This window comes from Streptomyces sp. NPDC006624, from assembly GCF_040611555.1.
GTDB lineage: Bacteria > Actinomycetota > Actinomycetes > Streptomycetales > Streptomycetaceae > Streptomyces.
Genome location: NZ_JBEXOM010000001.1, coordinates 667,282 through 685,504 on the forward strand (window position 1 = coordinate 667,282; position 18,223 = coordinate 685,504).

Annotated in this window: 17 protein-coding genes; 8 read left to right on the plus strand and 9 right to left on the minus strand. The window is 73.3% G+C overall.

Going from position 1 to position 18,223, the window contains the following annotated elements; all coding sequences use genetic code 11:
* Positions 1-49: 49 nt before the first annotated feature.
* The gene (locus ABZY20_RS03000; protein WP_356435646.1) at positions 50-1,087 is read left to right on the plus strand and encodes a LacI family DNA-binding transcriptional regulator; all 1,038 of its coding nucleotides are present in this window, start codon (positions 50-52) and stop codon (positions 1,085-1,087) included.
* A gap of 86 nt (positions 1,088-1,173) precedes the next feature.
* Positions 1,174-1,755 (plus strand): helix-turn-helix domain-containing protein, encoded by a 582-nt coding sequence (locus tag ABZY20_RS03005; RefSeq protein ID WP_356435649.1) that lies wholly within the window; start codon positions 1,174-1,176, stop codon positions 1,753-1,755.
* Between the two features lie 473 nt (positions 1,756-2,228).
* Here ABZY20_RS03005 and ABZY20_RS03010 read toward each other — a convergent pair whose 3' ends face one another.
* The 8 genes from ABZY20_RS03010 to ABZY20_RS03045 all read right to left on the minus strand — a co-directional run bounded on the left by ABZY20_RS03010 (position 2,229) and on the right by ABZY20_RS03045 (position 9,876).
* The gene (locus ABZY20_RS03010; protein WP_356436026.1) at positions 2,229-3,434 is read right to left on the minus strand and encodes a TerD family protein; all 1,206 of its coding nucleotides are present in this window, start codon (positions 3,432-3,434) and stop codon (positions 2,229-2,231) included.
* 64 nt (positions 3,435-3,498) lie between these two features.
* Complete coding sequence (locus tag ABZY20_RS03015; RefSeq protein WP_356435652.1) at positions 3,499-3,720, minus strand: hypothetical protein; 222 nt, start codon at positions 3,718-3,720, stop codon at positions 3,499-3,501.
* A gap of 72 nt (positions 3,721-3,792) precedes the next feature.
* Positions 3,793-4,782, minus strand: coding sequence for a zinc-dependent alcohol dehydrogenase family protein (locus ABZY20_RS03020; protein WP_356435655.1), 990 nt, complete (start codon positions 4,780-4,782; stop codon positions 3,793-3,795).
* Complete coding sequence (locus ABZY20_RS03025) at positions 4,779-5,630, minus strand: carbohydrate ABC transporter permease (RefSeq protein WP_356435657.1); 852 nt, start codon at positions 5,628-5,630, stop codon at positions 4,779-4,781. The genes ABZY20_RS03020 and ABZY20_RS03025 overlap by 4 nt, the downstream gene beginning before the upstream one ends.
* Positions 5,627-6,568: a sugar ABC transporter permease gene (locus tag ABZY20_RS03030; RefSeq protein WP_356435660.1), complete on the minus strand. Its 942-nt coding sequence runs from the start codon at positions 6,566-6,568 to the stop codon at positions 5,627-5,629. Before ABZY20_RS03030 ends, ABZY20_RS03025 begins: the two co-directional genes overlap by 4 nt.
* Positions 6,565-7,938: a sugar ABC transporter substrate-binding protein gene (locus tag ABZY20_RS03035; RefSeq protein WP_356435663.1), complete on the minus strand. Its 1,374-nt coding sequence runs from the start codon at positions 7,936-7,938 to the stop codon at positions 6,565-6,567. Before ABZY20_RS03035 ends, ABZY20_RS03030 begins: the two co-directional genes overlap by 4 nt.
* Positions 7,939-8,018: 80 nt before the next feature.
* The gene (locus tag ABZY20_RS03040) at positions 8,019-8,789 is read right to left on the minus strand and encodes a DeoR/GlpR family DNA-binding transcription regulator (protein WP_356435666.1); all 771 of its coding nucleotides are present in this window, start codon (positions 8,787-8,789) and stop codon (positions 8,019-8,021) included.
* Between the two features lie 262 nt (positions 8,790-9,051).
* Complete coding sequence (locus tag ABZY20_RS03045) at positions 9,052-9,876, minus strand: NAD(P)-dependent oxidoreductase (protein WP_356435669.1); 825 nt, start codon at positions 9,874-9,876, stop codon at positions 9,052-9,054.
* Between the two features lie 221 nt (positions 9,877-10,097).
* Here ABZY20_RS03045 and ABZY20_RS03050 point away from each other — a divergent pair, with 221 nt between their 5' ends.
* Entirely contained in the window at positions 10,098-11,039 is a 942-nt protein-coding gene (locus ABZY20_RS03050; RefSeq protein WP_356435672.1) for a 5-dehydro-4-deoxyglucarate dehydratase, read from the plus strand.
* On the plus strand, positions 11,036-12,199 hold the full coding sequence (locus tag ABZY20_RS03055; protein WP_356435675.1) for a hypothetical protein: 1,164 nt from the start codon (positions 11,036-11,038) through the stop codon (positions 12,197-12,199). Before ABZY20_RS03050 ends, ABZY20_RS03055 begins: the two co-directional genes overlap by 4 nt.
* A 329-nt stretch (positions 12,200-12,528) precedes the next feature.
* Here ABZY20_RS03055 and ABZY20_RS03060 read toward each other — a convergent pair whose 3' ends face one another.
* Entirely contained in the window at positions 12,529-13,725 is a 1,197-nt protein-coding gene (locus tag ABZY20_RS03060; protein WP_356435678.1) for an MFS transporter, read from the minus strand.
* Positions 13,726-13,855: 130 nt separating this feature from the next.
* Between ABZY20_RS03060 and ABZY20_RS03065 the strand changes: the two genes are divergently transcribed.
* The 4 genes from ABZY20_RS03065 (at position 13,856) to araD (ending at position 18,042) form a co-directional block, all read left to right on the plus strand.
* Positions 13,856-14,464, plus strand: a complete 609-nt coding sequence (locus ABZY20_RS03065) for a TIGR03086 family metal-binding protein (RefSeq protein WP_356435681.1) — start codon at positions 13,856-13,858, stop codon at positions 14,462-14,464.
* A gap of 283 nt (positions 14,465-14,747) precedes the next feature.
* A complete protein-coding gene (locus ABZY20_RS03070; RefSeq protein WP_356435684.1) occupies positions 14,748-15,407 on the plus strand; it encodes a GntR family transcriptional regulator in 660 nt (219 codons plus the stop codon).
* Positions 15,404-16,315: a dihydrodipicolinate synthase family protein gene (locus ABZY20_RS03075; RefSeq protein WP_356435687.1), complete on the plus strand. Its 912-nt coding sequence runs from the start codon at positions 15,404-15,406 to the stop codon at positions 16,313-16,315. Before ABZY20_RS03070 ends, ABZY20_RS03075 begins: the two co-directional genes overlap by 4 nt.
* Complete coding sequence (gene araD, locus ABZY20_RS03080; RefSeq protein WP_356435690.1) at positions 16,312-18,042, plus strand: L-arabinonate dehydratase; 1,731 nt, start codon at positions 16,312-16,314, stop codon at positions 18,040-18,042. Before ABZY20_RS03075 ends, araD begins: the two co-directional genes overlap by 4 nt.
* Positions 18,043-18,223 lie beyond the last annotated feature (181 nt).

Below are 18,223 nucleotides of genomic sequence, written 5' to 3' on the forward strand. Positions count from 1 at the left end.
TCGGCGGCCGGGAGCCGGGCCGTGCCCGCCGCCGGATACAGTGCTCGCCATGTGGACGGACGATCAGCGCGCGGAGCCGGAGCCCGACCGGCCCGGCGGTGAGCGGCGCCGGGCAACCATCCACGACGTCGCGCGGCTGGCCGGGGTGTCACGGCAGACGGTCTCCCGCGCGGTCAACGACAAGGGGGAGATCGCCCCGGGCACCAGGGAACGGGTGCTGCAGGCGGCGCGGCTGCTGGACTACCGGCCCAGCCGGTTCGCGCGCGGGCTCGTCCAGAAGGGGGCGGTCACCGCCGGACTGGTCATCCCGGACCTGCGCAACCCCTTCTTCCCCGAGGTGGCCGCGGGAGTGCTGGAGGCGGCCGAGCAGCGCGGCTGGCAGGTCGTCGTGTGGGACTCCCGGATGGACGAGACGCGGGAGCGGCAGGCCCTCGACGTCCTCTCCCACCAGGCGGACGCGGTGGTCGGCTACTTCAGGGACCCGGACGAGGTGCTCGCCCGGCACCTCGGCGGCGTGCCGCTGGTGCTGCTGGAGCGCGGCCCGCACCAGACCCGGTTCGCCGCCGTCGGCACGGACGCCGCCACCGGAGTCGAACATGGCGTGCGCCATCTGCACGGGGCGGGGCACCGCAGGATCGGCATGCTCGACGGCGCGCACGGCCCCGAACCCCGCCGGCGGGCCTTCCTGGAACAGGCGCGGCGGCTCGGGCTCCCGGTCGACGAGGGCTGGGTCGTCACCTGTCCCGAGCACAGCGTGGCGGGGGGCGAGGCCGGGATGGAGCGGCTGCTGCGGGACCGGCCCGAGGTGACCGCGGTGTTCGGGTTCAACGACCTGATCGCGGTCGGGGCGATACGCACCGCCCGCCGCCACGGCCGGAGCGTTCCGCGGGATCTGGCCGTGCTGGGCTTCGACGGACTCTCCCTGGGCGAACTGGTGGAGCCCGCCCTGACCACCCTGCACATCGACAAGCGGCGGCTGGGACGGCTGGCCGTGGAGCAGGTGGCCCGGCTACGTGCCGGCGAGGAGCCGCTGCGGGGCCCGGACGCCTGGGTGACGCCCGAGCTCCTGGTGCGCGCGTCCACCTGACCGGGCCGCCGGTCGCCGCCGGGCTCGCGGGACGCCGTTGTCGGTATGGTGCGCAGAGAGTTCCCCTTTTGTGGAGGAGTGGCTGCGTGGCGCAGGTCAGGCCCATGCGGGCGGATGCTCGGCGCAACTACGAGCGGCTGCTGAAGGTGGCGGTGCAGGCGTTCGCCGAGCACGGGGAGAGCGCGTCGCTCGACGACATCGCCAAGCGGGCCGGGGTGGGGTCCGGCACGCTGTACCGGCACTTCCCGACCCGGCACGCCCTGCTGGAGGCCGTCTATCTGGACCGCATCCAGACGATCGCGGGGCGGGCCGACGCACTCGCGGCCGCTCTGCCGCCGGGCGAGGCACTCGTGGAGTGGCTGTACGAACTCGGCGCCGGACTCGTCCGGATGCGCGGCCTGAAGGCCCTGCTCGGCCCGGCCGTCACGGAGGGCGGCCCGACGGTGGCGACGGCCTGCGGGGACGCGGTGAACGGCGCGGCGGCCCGGCTGGTCCGGGCGGCCCAGCGGGAGGGCACACTGCGCGGCGACGTCGAGCCGGTCGAGGTGCTGCGCCTGGCCCACGGCGTGGCGACGGCGTCGGAGCTGGCGGACGGCGAGGGCGGACAGCTCCGGCGGTATCTGTCGCTGCTGACGGAAGGGCTGCGCCCGCGCGACGGCGAGCGCTGAGGCGGCGACGGGGAAGCGCTGAGGCGGCGAAGGGGAGGCTGGACGTCTACCGCCCCAGGGGAGGCGACGGGGCGCCGGGCCGTACGTGAGGGCCGCGCGCGGGGACCGTACGTAAGGGCCGCGCGCGGGGGCCGTACATCAGGGCCGGACGCAAAGGCCGGGCCCGGGGGGCCGGGCGCGGGGGCGAAGCCCGCGGGTCCGGTGGCCGGCGTGGGGCGGGCTCAGGGCCGCAGTGCCGGGACCGCTCGCTCATCAGCGCGCACGGACACCCCCGCCGCCCGGGCACCCCGCCAGGTCGGCCGCGGCGGGGTGCCCCGGGTGACGAGCGGCGGGCGCGGAGGTACGCGGCCCCGGACACGCGAACGGCCGGCTCCCCGTCCGTGTCACGGGCGTTCACCCCGGGCCCGCGCCCGGGCCACAGGGAGCACGCGAGGGCCGAGGAGCGCCCCCGCAGTCCCGCGGCGCGGGCGGCGTCACAGCGCCTGGGCCGCCGGCTTCACCATCCCCCTCACCGTGCGGGACTTCACGAAGTCGCCCATGGCCGTCATGTCCCACTCGCCGGAGAACTGGCGGATCAGCTTGGCCATCATCACGCCCGTCTGCGGCTCGGCGCTCGTGAGGTCGAAGCGGACCAGCTCCTCGCCGGTCGTCGCGTCCAGCAGGCGGCAGTACGCCTTGGCGACCTCGGTGAACTTCTGGCCGGAGAAGGAGTTGACCGTGAAGACCAGGCCGGTGACCTCCTGGGGCAGGCGGCCGAGGTCGACCGTGATGACCTCGTCGTCACCGCCGCCCTCGCCCGTGAGGTTGTCACCGGAGTGCCGGATCGCGCCGCCGACGATCTGCAGCTTGCCGAAGTAGCAGCTGTCGATGTGGTTGCGCTGCGGCCCGTAGGCGATGACCGAGGCGTCCAGGTCGATGTCCTTGCCGCGGTACGCCGGCTCCCAGCCGAGGCCCATCTGCACCTGGGAGAGCAGAGGGCGGCCGCCCTTGATGAGGGAGACCGTCTGGTTCTTCTGGAGGCTGACGCGCCCCTTGTCGAGGTTGATCTTCCCGGCGCCGGGCGCGGCGGCGGGCGGGGGCGGAGTGGCGGGGGCGGCCGGGGCCGCGGCGGGCGTGGAGACGGGCGGGGCGGGCGGCTGCGCGGGGGCCGGCGGCGGGGTCACGGGCTGGGCCGGGGCGGCCGCCGGCTCCTCCACCGAGACACCGAAGTCCGTGGCGATACCCGCCAGGCCGTTGGCGTAGCCCTGGCCGACCGCGCGGGCCTTCCACTGGCCGGCCCGCAGGTAGATCTCCACGATCACCAGGGCCGTCTCGCTGCCGAGCTGCGGCGGCGTGAAGGTGGCCAGGACGGAGCCGTCGTCCGCGTTGCGGATCGTGGCCGTCGGCTCGATGCCCTGGAAGGACTGGCCCGCGGCGTCCGGGCTGGCCGTGACGGCGATCTTCTCGATGCCCGGGGGGAGGGCGGCCGTGTCGACCGTGATCGCGTCGGGGGCGGTGCCGCCGCCCGAGCGGTACGTCACGCCCGGGCCCGACGGCTGGTTGTAGAAGATGAAGTCGTCGTCGGAGCGCACCTTGCCGTCGGCGGTGAGCAGCAGGCCCGAAACGTCGAGCCGCACCGGGGCGGCGACGTCCACCGTCACGCGGGCGGCGGACAGGGGGATGTTCGAGCCGGGGGTCATAGCTGTCATGCCCCGTGAACGAGCGAGGCGGTTTTGCCGTTCCCTTACCCTGCGCCCAATCGGGTCAGCGGCGGTTGCGGGGGTGGTCGCGGGCGGTGCGTTCGTTTCCGCGCTTGTAGTCGCCGGTCCAGCGGGCCATGACGAGCTGCGGGTCGGACGCCTCGACCTCGGCGAGGAACCGCGCGGCCCGGGGGCCGTTCAGGGTGGTGGCGTGGCGGCCGTGGTGGGTGATGCGGACGGTGCCGCCCGCGTGCTGCTCGTAGGCGAAGTCCCGTGGTCGTGGCATGCCGTGAGCCTACGGGCGGGGAGGCAGGCGTCCCACCGGTTTTCGCCTGCCCCGCCCGCGGGTGCCCGTGCCCTACGGCACGACCACGATCTTGCGGCCGACGCCCGCCGCGAACTGCTCCAGCGCCTCGGGGTAGCGCTCCAGCGGGATGCGGTCGCTGATGAAGACCTCGGGGTCGAGGACGCCGTTCGCGAAGAGTTCCGCCGCCCGCTCGAAGCTGTGCAGCACCGCCATCGAGCCGGTGATGGTGATCTCCTGGTTGTAGATGCGGTACGGGTCGATCGTCACGCGGGTCGCGTAGTCGGCCACGCCGAACTGCAGGAACGTGCCCGCCTTCGCCACCCGGTCCAGGCCGTCCTGGATCGCCGCCGCGTTGCCGGTGGCGTCGACGACCAGGTCCCAGCCCTGCGGGCGGTCGAGTTCGTCCGGGTTCGCCGCCGCGGCCGAGACGCCGAGGCGGCGGGCCGTCTCCAGCCGGGCCGGGTTCACGTCGACGACGTCCACGCTCGCCGCGCCCGTGCGCTTGGCCAGCTCCAGCATCATCAGGCCCATGGTGCCGGAGCCGTAGATCAGCACGTGCGCACCGAGGCGGGACTGCAGCACGTCGTAGCCGCGCACCGCGCAGGACAGCGGCTCCACGAGCGCCGCGTCCTCGGTGCGGACGTGGTCGGGCAGCTTCACGCAGTTCGCCACGGGGGCGACGGCGTACTGCGCGGCCCCGCCGGCCGTCGTCACGCCGATCGCCGCCCAGCGCTCGCAGAGGTTGTTGTGGCCGGTACGGCAGTAGCGGCACTCGTAGCAGTACAGGGACGGGTCGACCGCGACCCGGTCGCCCACCGACAGCTCCGTGACCCGGGTGCCGACGCCGACCACCTCGCCCGCGAACTCGTGCCCGGGCACGATCGGGAGCTTCGGGGCGAACTCACCCTGGAGGATGTGCAGGTCCGTGCCGCACAGCCCGCAGGCCGCGACCTCGACGACGACCTCCCGCGGCCCTGGCGTCGGGTCCGGGACCTCGGCGACGACGGCCTTGCCCACGGACTCGATGACGGCGGCCTTCATTTCACGGCTCCCAACGACAGGCCCTGGACCAGCTTGTCCTGGGCGGCGAACCCCGCGGCGAGCACCGGCAGGGAGATGACGAGCGACGCGGCGCACACCTTCGCCAGGAACAGGCCCTGGCTGGTGATGAAGCCGGTCAGGAAGACGGGGGCGGTCTCGGCGACCACGCCCGTCAGCACCCGGGCGAAGAGCAGCTCGTTCCAGCTGAAGATGAAGCAGATCAGGGCCGTCGCGGCGATGCCCGGGAGGGCCATCGGGGCCACGATCCGCGCCAGGACCGTCGGCAGCCTGGCCCCGTCCACCCGCGCGGCCTCGATGACGGCGACCGGGATCTCGGCGAGGAACGACTGCATCATCCACACCGCGATCGGCAGGTTCATGGAGGTGTAGAGGATGACCAGCAGCCAGATGTTGTCGAGCATCCCCGCGTTCTTCGCGAACAGGTAGATCGGCAGCAGGCCCGCCACGACCGGCAGCATCTTGGTGGACAGGAAGAAGAACAGCACGTCCGTCCACTTGCGGACGCGGTTGATCGACAGCGCGTAGGCGGCCGGCAGGGCCAGGAGCAGGACCAGCAGCGTGGAGGCGACCGACGCGACGGTCGAGTTGATCAGGGCCGGCCAGGGGCTGGCGCCGCCGCCCGCGCCGAAGAACTCGCGGTAGCCGTCCAGGGTCAGGGCCGCTGCGAAGGACGGGGGGTTGGTCGCCGCGTCCGCCTCCGAGTGGAAGGACGTCAGCGCCATCCACGCGACGGGCAGGAAGAACGCGATGCCGAGCAGCCAGGCCAGCAGGCCCAGGCCCGCTCCCTTGCCACGGACGCGGCGGGCACGCAGGGCGTTCGTGCTCATGCGCGGGACACCTCCTCGCGGAACAGGGACGACACCACGCGCAGGGCGAAGGTCGCGATGATGATCGAGCCGATGACGACCAGGACGCCGGCGGCCGAGGCGAGGCCGTTCTCGTGGGCCTGGTAGAAGGTCTGGTAGACGGTGTAGGGCAGGTTGGCGGTGCCCAGGCCGCCGGACGTGATCGTGAAGACCGCGTCGAAGTTCTGGACGATGTAGATCGAGCCGAGCAGGGCGCCGAGTTCGAGGTAGCGGCGCAGGTGCGGCAGCGTCAGATGGACGAAGATCTGCCAGTCGCTCGCGCCGTCGACCCGGGCCGCCTCGACCTGCTCGTGGTCGCGGCTCTGCAGGCCGGCGAGCAGGATCAGCATCATGAACGGCGTCCACTGCCAGACGAGCGAGGCCTCGACGGCGAGCAGCGGCATGCTGGAGATCCAGTCGGGCTGTGGCCCGCCCACATAGTGCAACAACCCATTGAACAGGCCGTATTCCGGGTTGTAGAGCACATGCTTCCAGAGCAGGGCCGCCGCGACCGGCACCACCAGGAAGGGCGCGATCAGCAGGGTCCGTACGATGCCCCGGCCGCGGAACTTCCGGTCCAGCAGCAGTGCCAGGGCCAGTCCGAGCACCAGGCTGGCCAGCACCACCGCCACCGTCAGCAGCACGGTCGTCCACACCGAGTGGCGCAGGTCCGGGTCGGTGAGGACCTCCTGGTAGTTGTCGAGGCCGGCGAAGTGGCGGGCCTCGGGGTAGAGGCTGTTCCAGTCGAAGAAGGAGATCACCAGCGTGGCCACGAAGGGCAGCTGGGTGACGGCGATCATGAAGATCAGGGCGGGGAGCAGCGGGGCCCGCGTGGCCCATGCGCGCAGCCGGGCGGAGGGCCGGCGGACCGGTGTGCGGATCTCGGGTTCGGCCACGGGGGCCGTGGTCGTGGCGGTCATCGTCCCTCGTACTCCTCGGAGATCTTCTCGGCGAGCTGCTGGGACTTCCTCAGGGCCGAGTCGACGGACTGGCGTCCGGCGATGGCCGCGCTGATCTCCTGGGAGACCTTGGTGCCGAGGTCGGTGAACTCGGGGATCCCGACGAACTGGATGCCGGGCGCGGGCCGCGGCTGCACACCGGGATCGCTTGGCCGGGCCTCCTCGATGGCCTCCTTGGTCATCTCCTGGAAGGCGCCGGCCTCCTTGCGGTAGGCGGGGTTGGCGTACGTCGACGCCCGCTTGCCGGCCGGGACGTTCGACCAGCCGATCTTGTCGCCGACCAGCTGCTCGTACTCCTTGCCGGACGCCCAGGAGACGAACTTCCAGGCGTTGTCCGGGTTGCGGGAGGCCTTCTGGATGCCCCAGGCCCAGGTGTAGAGCCAGCCCGAGGACTCCGTCTTCTCGACCGGTGCCGGGGCGTAACCGATCTTGCCCTTGACCGGGGACTTCGCCGCCTCCAGGGAGCCGGCCGCCGAGGTGGCGTCGTACCACATGGCGACCTTGCCCTGGGTCATGTTGTTCAGGCACTCGGCGAAGCCGGCCTGGGCGGCGCCGGACTCGCCGTGCTCCCGCACCAGGTCGACATAGAACTTCGTCGCCTTCTTGAAGGCCGGGGAGTCGAGCCGCGCCTTCCAGTCCTTGTCGAACCAGGTGCCGCCGAAGGTGTTCACGACGGTGGTCAGGGGAGCCATGACCTCGCCCCAGCCGGGCAGTCCGCGCAGGCAGATGCCCTTCATGCCGGGCTCGGCGCCGTCCGCCTTCGCCGCGAGGTCCGCCACCTGCCGCCAGGTGGGGTGCGCGGGCATCGTCAGGCCCTGCTTCTCGAACACGTCCTTGCGGTACATCAGGAACGACGACTCGCCGTAGAAGGGCTGGCCGTACAGCTTGCCGTCCGCCGCGGTGAGCGACTGGCGCATCGGCTTGAGGACGTCCTGCTCGTCGTAGCCCGGGTCCTTGGCCACATAGCCGTTCATCTCGCGCAGCCAGCCGTTGCGGGCGTAGATCGGTATCTCGTAGTTGGACAGCGTGGCGACGTCGTACTGGCCGGCCTGGTTGGCGAAGTCCTGGCTGATCTTGTCGCGGACGTCGTTCTCGGGCAGGACGGTGAAGTTGACCTTGATGCCCGTCTCTTTCGTGAAGTGGGCGCGGGTCAGCTTCTGCAGCTCGACCATCTGCGGGTTGTTGACCATCAGGACGTTGATGGCGTCGCCGCCGGATCCGGCCCCGCCCGCGCCGACCCAGCAGCCGGAGAGCAGCGGGGCGAGCAGCGTCCCTGCGGCGGCCGCGGCGAGCGTGGCTCGCGGTGGCCGTCGTCGGCTCTGGGTTCGCATGGATCGCTCCTGGGATGTATGGGGAGATAAGGGGCAGCGCAGGGCGTGCTGCGCCCGGTGGGATGAGGGGATGGAGGTGCTCAGACGCGGATGACCTGCGGCCCGAGCAGGGAGTAGCGGTGGGCCTCGGCCGAGGGCAGCAGGGTGCTCGTCACGATCGTCTCCAGCGCGCCGATCTCGGCGAACCGGCAGAAGCTGACCGCTCCGAACTTGGTGTGGACGCCCGCGAACACCGTCCGGCGGGCGGCCCGGATCGCCTGGGCCTTGACCTCGCTGACGGCCGGATCGGGGGTGGTCAGGCCGTGCTCGCGGGAGATGCCGTTGGCGCCGATGAACGCGAGGTCGAGGACGAAGCCCGCGAGCATCTTCGTCGTCCAGTGGTCGACGGTGGCGAGGGTGCCGGAGCGGACCCGGCCGCCGAGCAGCAGCACGGAGACGTTGTCGGTCTCGGCCAGCGCGCCCGCGACCGGCAGGGACGCGGTGACCACGGTCAGCGGCCGGTCCCGGGGGAGTGCCTCGGCGATGAGCTGCGGGGTGAAGCCCTCGTCGACGAAGACGGTCTCGGCGTCCCCGAGCTGCTCGGCCGCGGCGGCCGCGATCCTGCGCTTCTCGGGGACGTGGCTGGTGGCGCGGAAGGCGAGCGTGGTCTCGAAGCCGGCGCTCTCCACGGGGTAGGCCCCGCCGTGGGTGCGGCGGAGCAGACCGTGGTCCTCCAGGACGCGCAGGTCCCGCCGTACGGTCTCCTTGGCCACACCCAGTTCGGCGGCGAGGACGGTGACGTCGACCGCGCCGTCGCGGCGGGCGGCCAGCACGATCTCGCGCTGGCGCTCTTCCGCCGTCCTCGTGCTCATGCCGAGACCTGCCTTCCGCTGGTGCTGCCCGTTCGGGCCCGGTGCGGCCCGTGGGGGAATTTCTACAGCGGGGATGCGGCGGTGACCAGGCCTGTTGCGGACTCGATACTGCCCGGTTGTGCCCGTTCGGCGACGGGTCTGCCCGTCCCGGACCTGCGCGGGTGCCGGCCGGGGCGTGAGATCGGGCAGCTCTCGTGCCCGAACAGGGGGGCGGGCGGGCCCGTTCGGTGCCCGCCCGCCCCGGTTCGGCGACTCTTTCCGGTCAGTGCGGCCAGATCGGCGGGTCCGTCACGAAGTGGCCGCCGAGGTAGGCGTGCGCCTCGTTCTCCGGGTCCAGTTCGCCCTGTTCGGCGATGAGCTTCTCGGCCCACGGCTCGGAGTCGTCCTGCGGTTCGTAGCCGAGCGCCCGGGCGGTGCCGAGGTCCCACCACAGCCGGGTGTTGGCGGAGGAGCCGTGGACGACGGTGTGGCCGACGTGCTCGGCGGTCAGGGCGGCGTGGAAGAGGCGGGCGCCGTCGGCGGGGCTCATCCACACCGAGAGCATGCGCACGCTGGTCGGTTCGGGGAAGCAGGAGCCGATCCGCACCGAGACCGTCTCCAGGCCGTGCTTGTCCCAGTAGAGCTGGGCGAGGTCCTCGCCGAAGCACTTGGACAGGCCGTAGAAGGTGTCCGGGCGGCGCGGGGTGTCGACCGGGATGAGCGCGCCCGGATCAAGGGGTGTGTCGCCCTGGGGGCGCGGGGTGTAGCCGACGGCGTGGTTGGAGGAGGCGAAGACGATCCGGCCGACGCCCTCCTGGCGGGCGGCCTCGTAGAGGTGGTAGGTGCCCTCGATGTTCGCCGTGAGGATCTTCTCGAAGGGGGCTTCCAGGGAGATGCCCGCGAGGTGGATGATCGCGTCGACGCCCCGGACGGCCTCGCGCACGGCGTCCCGGTCGGCGAGGTCCGCGGTGATGGCGTCCGGTGCGCCCGCGATCGGGCGCACGTCGAGCAGGCGCAGCTCGTAGCCGTAGGCGGGGAGCAGGTCCCGCATGAGGGTGCCGAGTCCGCCGGCGGCGCCGGTGAGCAGGACGGTGCGGGGAGCGGGCATCCTCGGTTCTCCTTGATCGCCGACCATGCACATGGGCGCACGGCATTCATATGCGTGGACACGCTAAGGAGCCGGGACGACGCCCGTCAAGTGTGCGCGGTCGAGGTGAATCCGCTGGTGTGTCGCGGGTGTGCGCGCTTGACCGGCGCCGAGCGGGCGCCTTAGCGTGGACTCGTTCAGAAATATAGACGCCAGTCATGAATATGGAACCGGGAGAGCTCGTGACGTCAGCCCCTCTCGCCGCTCGACTCGACACCCCCAGCGGGCCGCTGTTCTTCCCGGTCACCGCCTACGGGTCCGACGGCTCGGTGGACCTCGACGCCTACCGCACCCATGTGCGGCGCGGCGTGGAGGCCGGAGCCGCCGCCGTGTTCGCCTGCTGCGGCACCGGCGAGTTCCACGCGCTCACCCCCGAGGAGTTCGACGCGTGCGTCCGGGCCGCCGTCGAGGCGGCCGAGGGGCGCGTGCCCGTTCTCGCGGGCACCGGGTACGGCACCGCCCTCGCCGTGCGCTACGCCCGGCTCGCCGAGGCGGCCGGGGCGGACGGGCTGCTCGCCCTGCCCCCGTACCTCGTCGTCGCCGCGCAGGAGGGGCTGCTGCGGCACTACCGGGAGGTCGCCGGCGCGACCGGCCTGCCGGTCATCGTCTACCAGCGCGACAACGCCGTCCTCACCCCCGCGACCGCCGTCGAACTCGCCCGCACGGACGGCGTCATCGGGCTCAAGGACGGGCTCGGCGACCTCGACCTGATGCAGCGGATCATCAGCGCCGTGCGCACCGAGGCCCCGGGCGACTTCCTCTACTTCAACGGCCTGCCCACCGCCGAGCAGACCCAGCTCGCCTACCGCGCCCTCGGCGTCACGCTCTACTCCTCCGCCGTGTTCTGCTTCGCACCCGAACTCGCCCTCGCCTTCCACCGGGCCCTGCGCACCGGCGACGACACGACCGTGCGCAGGCTGCTCGACGGCTTCTACCGCCCGTTCGTCGAACTGCGCGCCCAGGGCCGCGGCTACGCCGTCGCGCTGGTCAAGGCCGGCGTACGGCTGCGCGGACTCGACGTCGGGGAGGTGCGGCCCCCGCTGCACGAGCCGGCCGAGGATCATGTCAAGCAGCTCGCCGCGCTGATCGAGCGCGGCCACGCGCTGCTGGAGGAGGCCAAGTGAGGGCGTCGGCATTCGTCTACCCGTGGGACGTCAACGGGGACCCGGAGGCACCCGCGCGGATCGCCGCGCTCGGCGTGCGGCAGGTGACCCTCGCGGCCGCCTACCACTCCACGCGCGCCCTCACGCCCCGCCACCCGCGCCACCGCGTCGTCACCGCCGAGCACGCCGCCGTGCTGTATCCGGCGGACGGCCGCTGGGACGGGCGCGAGCTGCGCCCGTACCCGGCGGGTGACTGGGCCCCCGGCGACGCCTTCGGCGAGGCCGCCGCCGCCCTCGCGGACGCGGGTCTGGAGGTGTACACCTGGGTCGTCCTCGCGCACAACTCCCGTCTGGGCGCCGAGCACCCGGACACCTCCATCGTCAACGCCTACGGCGACCGCTACCCGTGGGCGCCGTGCATCGCCCAGCCCGGCACGCGCGCGTACCTGACCGACCTGGCGGCCGAGGCGGCCGTCCGGCCCGGGGCACGCGGCACCGAGCTGGAGTCCCTCGGCTGGTACGGGCTGCAGCATCTGCACGCCCACGACAAGACCGGCGGCGTCGGCCTCGGCGACGCCGGGCAGTACCTGATGTCGCTGTGCTTCTGCCCGTCCTGCCGCGAGGGCTACGGCGGGCACGGGCTGGACGCCGACGAACTGGCGGCCGCCGTACGGGCCGCGCTGGAGCCGGTCTGGCGGGGCGCGCCCTCCGACGGGGCCTGGACGGGCGTCGGGAAACTCCTCGGCGAGACGCTCGCGAACGCCACGCGCGCGTACCGCGACGACACCGCGCGCACGCTCCAGGAGCAGGCCGTGGCGGCGGTCCGGGCGGCCGCCCCGGAGGGCTTCCAGGTACTGCTGCACGCGGACCCGGTGTCGTACCACGTGGGCGCCAATGCCGGGGTGGACCCCGCGCACATCCTGTCCGTCGCGGACGGCGTGGTCGTGCCCTGCGCGGGCGGCACCGCCCCGCTGGCCCCCTTCGCCCGGCAGGCCCGCGAGAGCACCGTCATCGCCGCCAACTTCACCGTCGTCTCCGGCATGGGCGGCAGCCCGGGCACCCTCGCGTCGGACGCGGCGGAGGCGAGAGAGCTGGGCGCCACCGAACTGCGCCTGTATCACGCGGGGTTGGCGTCCGACGGCGACCTGGAGGCGGTGCGCTCGGCGCTCGCCGGGCTCTGAGGCCCGGAGGACTTCGGCCGCTGCCGGGGCCGCCGATCCCAGGTGCCCGGACTGGCGCGGGTGCCGGGCCTGTTTCGGGTGCCGGGCGTGTCTCGGGTGTCGAGCCCGTCTGGGGTGCCGGGCCTGTTTCGGGTGTCGAGCCCGTCTGGGGTGCCGGGCCTGTTTCGGGTGTCGAGCCCGTCTGGGGTGCCGGGCCTGTCTCGGGTGTCGAGCCTGTTTCGGGTGCCGGGCCCGTCTGGGGTGCCGGGCCTGTTTCGGGTGTCGAGCCCGTCTGGGGTGCCGGGCCTGTCGCAGGTGCCGGGCCCGTTTCTGGTGCGGGCCTGCCTGCCTCAGGTGTCCGGCCTGCTCCGGCACAGCGGCGCCGCCGTCAGCAGCAGGGCCGCGCCGGCGGCGGCCAGCACCACGCGGTGGCTCACCAGCTCGACCAGGGCGGCTCCGGCGGCCAGCCCGAGGACGTTCGGCGCGTGGACCAGGGTGTGCGCGGTGGCGGTGACCCGGCCCAGCAGCGGGCCGGGTGTCTCGCGCTGCACCGACGTCAGCGCGGCGATCAGCACGGCGGGCAGCCCCGCGCCGACCGCCGCGCTGCACACCAGCGCCACCGGGTCGGACGGCACCGCCCGCAGGGCCACCGCCACGGCCAGCAGGGCGATGCCGTACCCCGCGAAGCGCCGCGCGCCCCAGTGGCGCAGGGCGGCGCCGGAGAGCAGGCCGGCGGCCACCGACCCGGCGCCCTGCACGGCGTAGAGCACACCGGCGTGGGCGGGGGAGCGGCCGAGGTCGTCGACCACGGCGTAGACCATCGCCCCGTTCAGGCCGGCGCACAGCATGGTGGCGCCGCCCGCCAGGACGAGGGCGCGCAGCGCGGGGTGCGCCCACAGGTGCCGGACACCCTCGGCGGTCCGCCCCCGCGGTGTGCCGCCGGACGGGGCGGGCCGGTCCCCGGTGACGCGCAGCATCGCGTACAGCCCGGCGGCCAGCAGGAAGGTCGCCGCGTCCAGCAGGGCGACGCTCGCGCCCCCGTACGCCGCGAACAGGCCCGCGCCGGCCAGCGGGGCGAGGAGCTTCATGCCCTCGGTGGCGGTCATCCGCAGGCCGTTGAAGTCGCCCAGCAGGGAGGGCTCCACGGCGGTCGCGACCAGGGCCGACTCGGCCGCGTCGTGGACGACGCCCGCCGCCCCGTAGAGCAGCAGCACGGCGTACAGCAGCCACACGTCCCCCGGGGCGTCGACGGTGACCAGGGTGAGCAGGAGGGCGCCGAGGAACAGGTTCGTGCCGATCAGCAAGGGCTTGCGGCGGCCCCGGTCGGCGAGCGTGCCCAGCAAGGGCCCGGCCAAGGTGGGCAGCCACAGGGCCAGCGTGCACAGTGCGGCCAGGCCGTCCGAGCCGGTGAGGTCCTTGACCCACACCCCGGACGCCAGCCACAGCGCGGAGGTGCCGAAGCCGGAGACCACCACGCCGGACAGGTACAGGCCCGCGTCGCGGTCGCGCAGGACGCGCACCACGGGCCGGGTCGTCTTGGTCGTCATGCCCGCCCATCGTGGCGCTGAGGCCCGGGCGGGCGGATCGGGCAGATTCCCCAGCCGGACGGGCCGCGGGCGATGAGTTCCGGGGCCGGCATCGGTCTGCCTACCAGGATCCGCACTCCGAGGAGCAGCCATGACCGACACCACCGGGACGACCCCCACGACCCTCGACCTGGGACCGCAGGCGGCGGTCGTCGCACGACTCGCCGCCGGGGTCACCGACGAGCAGCTGGCCGCCGGGACGCCCTGTCCCCGGTACGCGGTACGCCACCTCCTCGGGCACCTCGCGGGACTGGCCGCCGCCTTCCGCGACGCCGCCCGCAAGGACCTCGGCGCCACGACCGACACCAGCCCGGACTCCGCGCTCCCCGACATCGGCCCCGGCTGGCGCGAGGAACTGCCCCGGGTGCTCGGCGAACTGGCCGAGGCCTGGCGCGACCCGGCCGCCTGGACCGGCATGACCCGGGCCGGCGGCGTCGACCTGCCCGGCGAGGTCGCGGGCCTGGTCGCCACCGACGAACTGGTCGTCCACGGCTGGGACCTGGCCCGCGCCACGGGCCAGCCGTACGACCCCGACCCGGCCGCGCTCCGGTCCTGCCTCGCCTTCCTGTCGGCGTCCGCCGACGATCCCGGCCGTGGCGCGATCTTCGGCCCGGTGGTCCCGGTCGCGCCGGACGCGCCGGAGCTGGACAGGGCGGTGGGGTTGAGCGGGCGGGAGCCGGGGTGGACGCCGGGGGCGTAGAAAGCCCGTGCCTCCGTACGCCGCGATCCGGGGTGGACGCCCGGGTCGCGGAACGACTGAGCCGCCGGTCAGCCGTACCTCCCCATCCTGCCGCGCTCCGATCTTGGATCCAGGGAAGGCCCCCAGGTCGTAGAAAGCGATTGCAGTTTCTTCTGTCGGAAGCATTGACGAAACAAACGCGCCCTCCTACCGTCATCGCGTCGTACTTCGTACGTCATATATGAGACGCGATACGCGAGATCCGATACGCGATCCATCGAGACGCGAGATCCGAGAGGCGCGCATGACCTCTGTGCCCACGCCGATCCCCTCCCGCACGCAGTACGTGCTGGAGGGGATCAAACACCGCATCCTGACCGGGCAGTTGACGCCGGGACAGGCGCTGGTCGAGACCGAGCTCGCCGCGCAGTTCGGGGTGTCGAAGACCCCCGTCCGGGAGGCGCTCAAGACCCTCGCCGGCACCGGGCTGGTCGTGATGAGCCAGTACAAGGGCGTCACGGTGCGCATGGTGGACGCGGACATGGCGCGCGAGGTCTACGACGTGCGGCTGCTGCTGGAGCCCGAGGCCCTGCGGCGGGCCGTGCAGCGCGGGGCCTCCCTGGACGCCGCCCGGGACGCCCTGACCCGGGCCGACGTCGCCACCGACACCGCCGAACGCTCCCTGGCCAACCGGGAGTTCCACCGCGCCCTGTACCTGCCGTGCGGCAACCCGCTGCTCGGCCGGATGCTCGACGAGGTCCGCGACCAGGCCGCCCTGGTCTCCGCCGTCGCCTGGGCCTCCTCGCCCTCCTGGGACCGGGAGGCCGGCGAGCACCGGGAGATCCTGCGGCTCGCCCTCGACGGCGACGCCGACGGCGCGGCGCGCGCCCTGCACGCCCACATCGCGTCCTTCGTGCGGCGCGCATTCCCGCAGGCAGCACTGGAACAGGAAGGTCAGGAATGAGCAGCGTGGCGTTCGAGACCCAGCGGGCGGCCCTGGCCGACGTGGTGGCGATCCCGGTGACCCCGTTCGCCGAGGACGGCTCCGTGGAGCAGGACACCTTCCGGTCCCTGCTGCGCCGTCTGCTCGACGGCGGCATCACCACCCTCACCCCCAACGGCAACACCGGCGAGTTCTACGCCCTCACCCCCGAGGAGCGCCGGCTGGTCACGGAACTGACCGTCGACGAGGCCGGGGAGCGGGCCGCGATCCTCGTCGGGGTCGGGCACGACGTCCCCACCGCCATCGCCTCCGCCCGGCACGCCCGCGAGCTCGGCGCGCAGATGGTGATGGTCCACCAGCCCGTCCACCCCTACGTCTCCCAGTCCGGCTGGGTCGACTACCACCGGGCCATCGCCGAGGCCGTGCCCGAGCTGGGCGTCGTGCCGTACATCCGCAACCCGCAGCTCACCGGGGCCCGGCTGGCCGAACTCGCCGACCACTGCCCGAACGTCATCGGCGTGAAGTACGCCGTCCCGGACGCCTCCCGGTTCGCCGCGTTCGCCCGGGACGCGGGTCTCGAGCGGTTCGTCTGGGTGGCCGGGCTCGCCGAGCCGTACGCCCCCTCCTACTTCTCCGCCGGCGCCACCGGCTTCACCTCGGGCCTGGTGAACGTCGCCCCGGCGGTCTCCCTGAACATGATCGAGGCGCTGCGCTCCGGCGACTACCCGGCCGCCATGAAGGTCTGGGAGCAGATCCGCCGCTTCGAGGAGCTGCGCGCCGACAGCGGGTCCGCCAACAACGTCACCGTCGTCAAGGAGGCGCTGGCCTCCCTCGGACTGTGCCGCCGCGAGGTCCGCCCGCCGAGCAGGCCGCTGCCCGAGGGCGAGCGGGCCGAGGTCGCCGCCATCGCCGCCGGGTGGTCGATATGACCGGCCGCAAGCGCCCCGAGGAGCTGCGCAGCCACCAGTGGTACGGGACCGAGGGGCTGCGCACCTTCAGCCACCGCGCCCGGACCCGCCAGCTCGGCTACCTGCCCGAGGAGCACCTGGGCAAGCCCGTCATCGCCGTCCTCAACACCTGGTCCGACATCAACCCCTGTCACGTCCACCTGCGCGACCGCGCGCAGGCCGTGAAGCGGGGCGTGTGGCAGGCCGGCGGCTTCCCGCTGGAGTTCCCGGTCTCCACGCTCAGCGAGACCTTCCAGAAGCCGACCCCGATGCTCTACCGCAACATGCTCGCCATGGAGACGGAGGAGCTGCTGCGGTCGTACCCGGTCGACGGGGCCGTGCTGATGGGCGGCTGCGACAAGTCGACGCCCGCCCTGCTCATGGGGGCCGCGTCGGTGGACCTGCCCGCCGTGTTCGTGCCGGCCGGGCCGATGCTGCCGGGCCACTGGCGCAACGAGGTCCTCGGCTCCGGCACCGACATGTGGAAGTACTGGGACGACAAGCGGGCCGGTGTCATCGGCGACTGCGAGATGCAGGAGCTGGAGAGCGGCCTCGCCCGCTCGCCGGGCCACTGCATGACGATGGGCACGGCCTCCACCCTGACCGCCGCCGCCGAGGCCCTCGGCGTCACCGTCCCGGGTGCCTCCAGCATCCCGGCCGTCGACTCCGGGCACGACCGGATGGCCGCCCGGGCGGGCATGACGATCGTCGAACTGGTCCACCGGGACCGGAAGCTGAGCGACATCCTCACCGCCGACGCCTTCCACGACGCCGTGACGACCGTGCTCGGGCTCGGCGGCTCCACCAACGCCGTGATCCACCTGATCGCCATGGCGGGCCGCGCGGGCGTCGAGCTCACCCTCGACGACTTCGACCGCATCGCCCGCACGGTCCCGGTGCTGGCCAACGTGCGGCCCGGCGGACAGACGTACCTGATGGAGGACTTCCACTTCGCGGGCGGTCTGCCCGGGTTCCTCTCCCGCATCACGGACCTGCTCCACCTGGACCGTCCGACCGTCTCGCACGACACCCTGCGCGAGCAGCTCGCGGGCGCCCGGGTGCACGACGACGACGTCATCCGCACCCGGGACAACCCGGTCGCGCCGGAGGGCGGGGTCGCCGTGCTGCGCGGCAACCTCTGCCCGGACGGCGCCGTCATCAAGCACATCGCCGCCGAGCCCCACCTGCTCAAGCACACCGGCCCCGCCGTGGTCTTCGACGACTACAGGACCATGCAGCGCACCATCAACGACCCGGCGCTCGGCATCACCCCCGACCATGTGCTCGTGCTGCGCAACGCCGGCCCCAAGGGCGGGCCGGGCATGCCCGAGTACGGGATGCTGCCGCTGCCCGACCACCTGCTCAAGCAGGGCGTCCGCGACATGGTCCGGATCTCCGACGCCCGGATGAGCGGCACGAGTTACGGCACCTGCGTCCTGCACGTGGCGCCCGAGTCGTACGTGGGCGGACCGCTCGCCCTCGTCCGCACCGGCGACCTCGTCACGCTCGACGTCGAGGCGCGCAGCCTGCACCTGCACGTGGACGACGAGGAACTGGAGCGGCGCAGGGCCGAGTGGACGCCGCCGCCCGCCCGGTACGAGCGCGGCTACGGCGCGCTCTACAACGAGCAGATCACGCAGGCCGACACCGGCTGCGACTTCGAGTTCCTCGCCCGCCCCGGCCGGGTCGCCGACCCGTACGCGGGCTGACCCCCCGCCACCGCACCACCGCCACCGCCCCGCCACCCCACCACCACCGCCCCGCCACCGCCCCACCCCGATCGCCGGCGGCACGCCGGGATCACCGCACAACTCAAGATCCCCCGCACCGCCCACCCGCCCCCGCACCACCCCACCCCGGGCAGAAAGCGCTTACCGTCCACGCATCGCC

Coding starts and splice junctions, on each gene's coding strand:
- ABZY20_RS03035 (WP_356435663.1), bottom strand. CDS start 7,938: ATGCGAACCCAGAGCCGACGACGGCCACCGCGAGCCACGCTCGCCGCG.
- ABZY20_RS03040 (WP_356435666.1), bottom strand. CDS start 8,789: ATGAGCACGAGGACGGCGGAAGAGCGCCAGCGCGAGATCGTGCTGGCC.
- ABZY20_RS03010 (WP_356436026.1), bottom strand. CDS start 3,434: ATGACCCCCGGCTCGAACATCCCCCTGTCCGCCGCCCGCGTGACGGTG.
- ABZY20_RS03000 (WP_356435646.1), top strand. CDS start 50: ATGTGGACGGACGATCAGCGCGCGGAGCCGGAGCCCGACCGGCCCGGC.
- ABZY20_RS03030 (WP_356435660.1), bottom strand. CDS start 6,568: ATGACCGCCACGACCACGGCCCCCGTGGCCGAACCCGAGATCCGCACA.
- ABZY20_RS03015 (WP_356435652.1), bottom strand. CDS start 3,720: ATGCCACGACCACGGGACTTCGCCTACGAGCAGCACGCGGGCGGCACC.
- ABZY20_RS03075 (WP_356435687.1), top strand. CDS start 15,404: ATGAGCAGCGTGGCGTTCGAGACCCAGCGGGCGGCCCTGGCCGACGTG.
- ABZY20_RS03020 (WP_356435655.1), bottom strand. CDS start 4,782: ATGAAGGCCGCCGTCATCGAGTCCGTGGGCAAGGCCGTCGTCGCCGAG.
- araD (WP_356435690.1), top strand. CDS start 16,312: ATGACCGGCCGCAAGCGCCCCGAGGAGCTGCGCAGCCACCAGTGGTAC.
- ABZY20_RS03070 (WP_356435684.1), top strand. CDS start 14,748: ATGACCTCTGTGCCCACGCCGATCCCCTCCCGCACGCAGTACGTGCTG.
- ABZY20_RS03065 (WP_356435681.1), top strand. CDS start 13,856: ATGACCGACACCACCGGGACGACCCCCACGACCCTCGACCTGGGACCG.
- ABZY20_RS03045 (WP_356435669.1), bottom strand. CDS start 9,876: ATGCCCGCTCCCCGCACCGTCCTGCTCACCGGCGCCGCCGGCGGACTC.
- ABZY20_RS03025 (WP_356435657.1), bottom strand. CDS start 5,630: ATGAGCACGAACGCCCTGCGTGCCCGCCGCGTCCGTGGCAAGGGAGCG.
- ABZY20_RS03060 (WP_356435678.1), bottom strand. CDS start 13,725: ATGACGACCAAGACGACCCGGCCCGTGGTGCGCGTCCTGCGCGACCGC.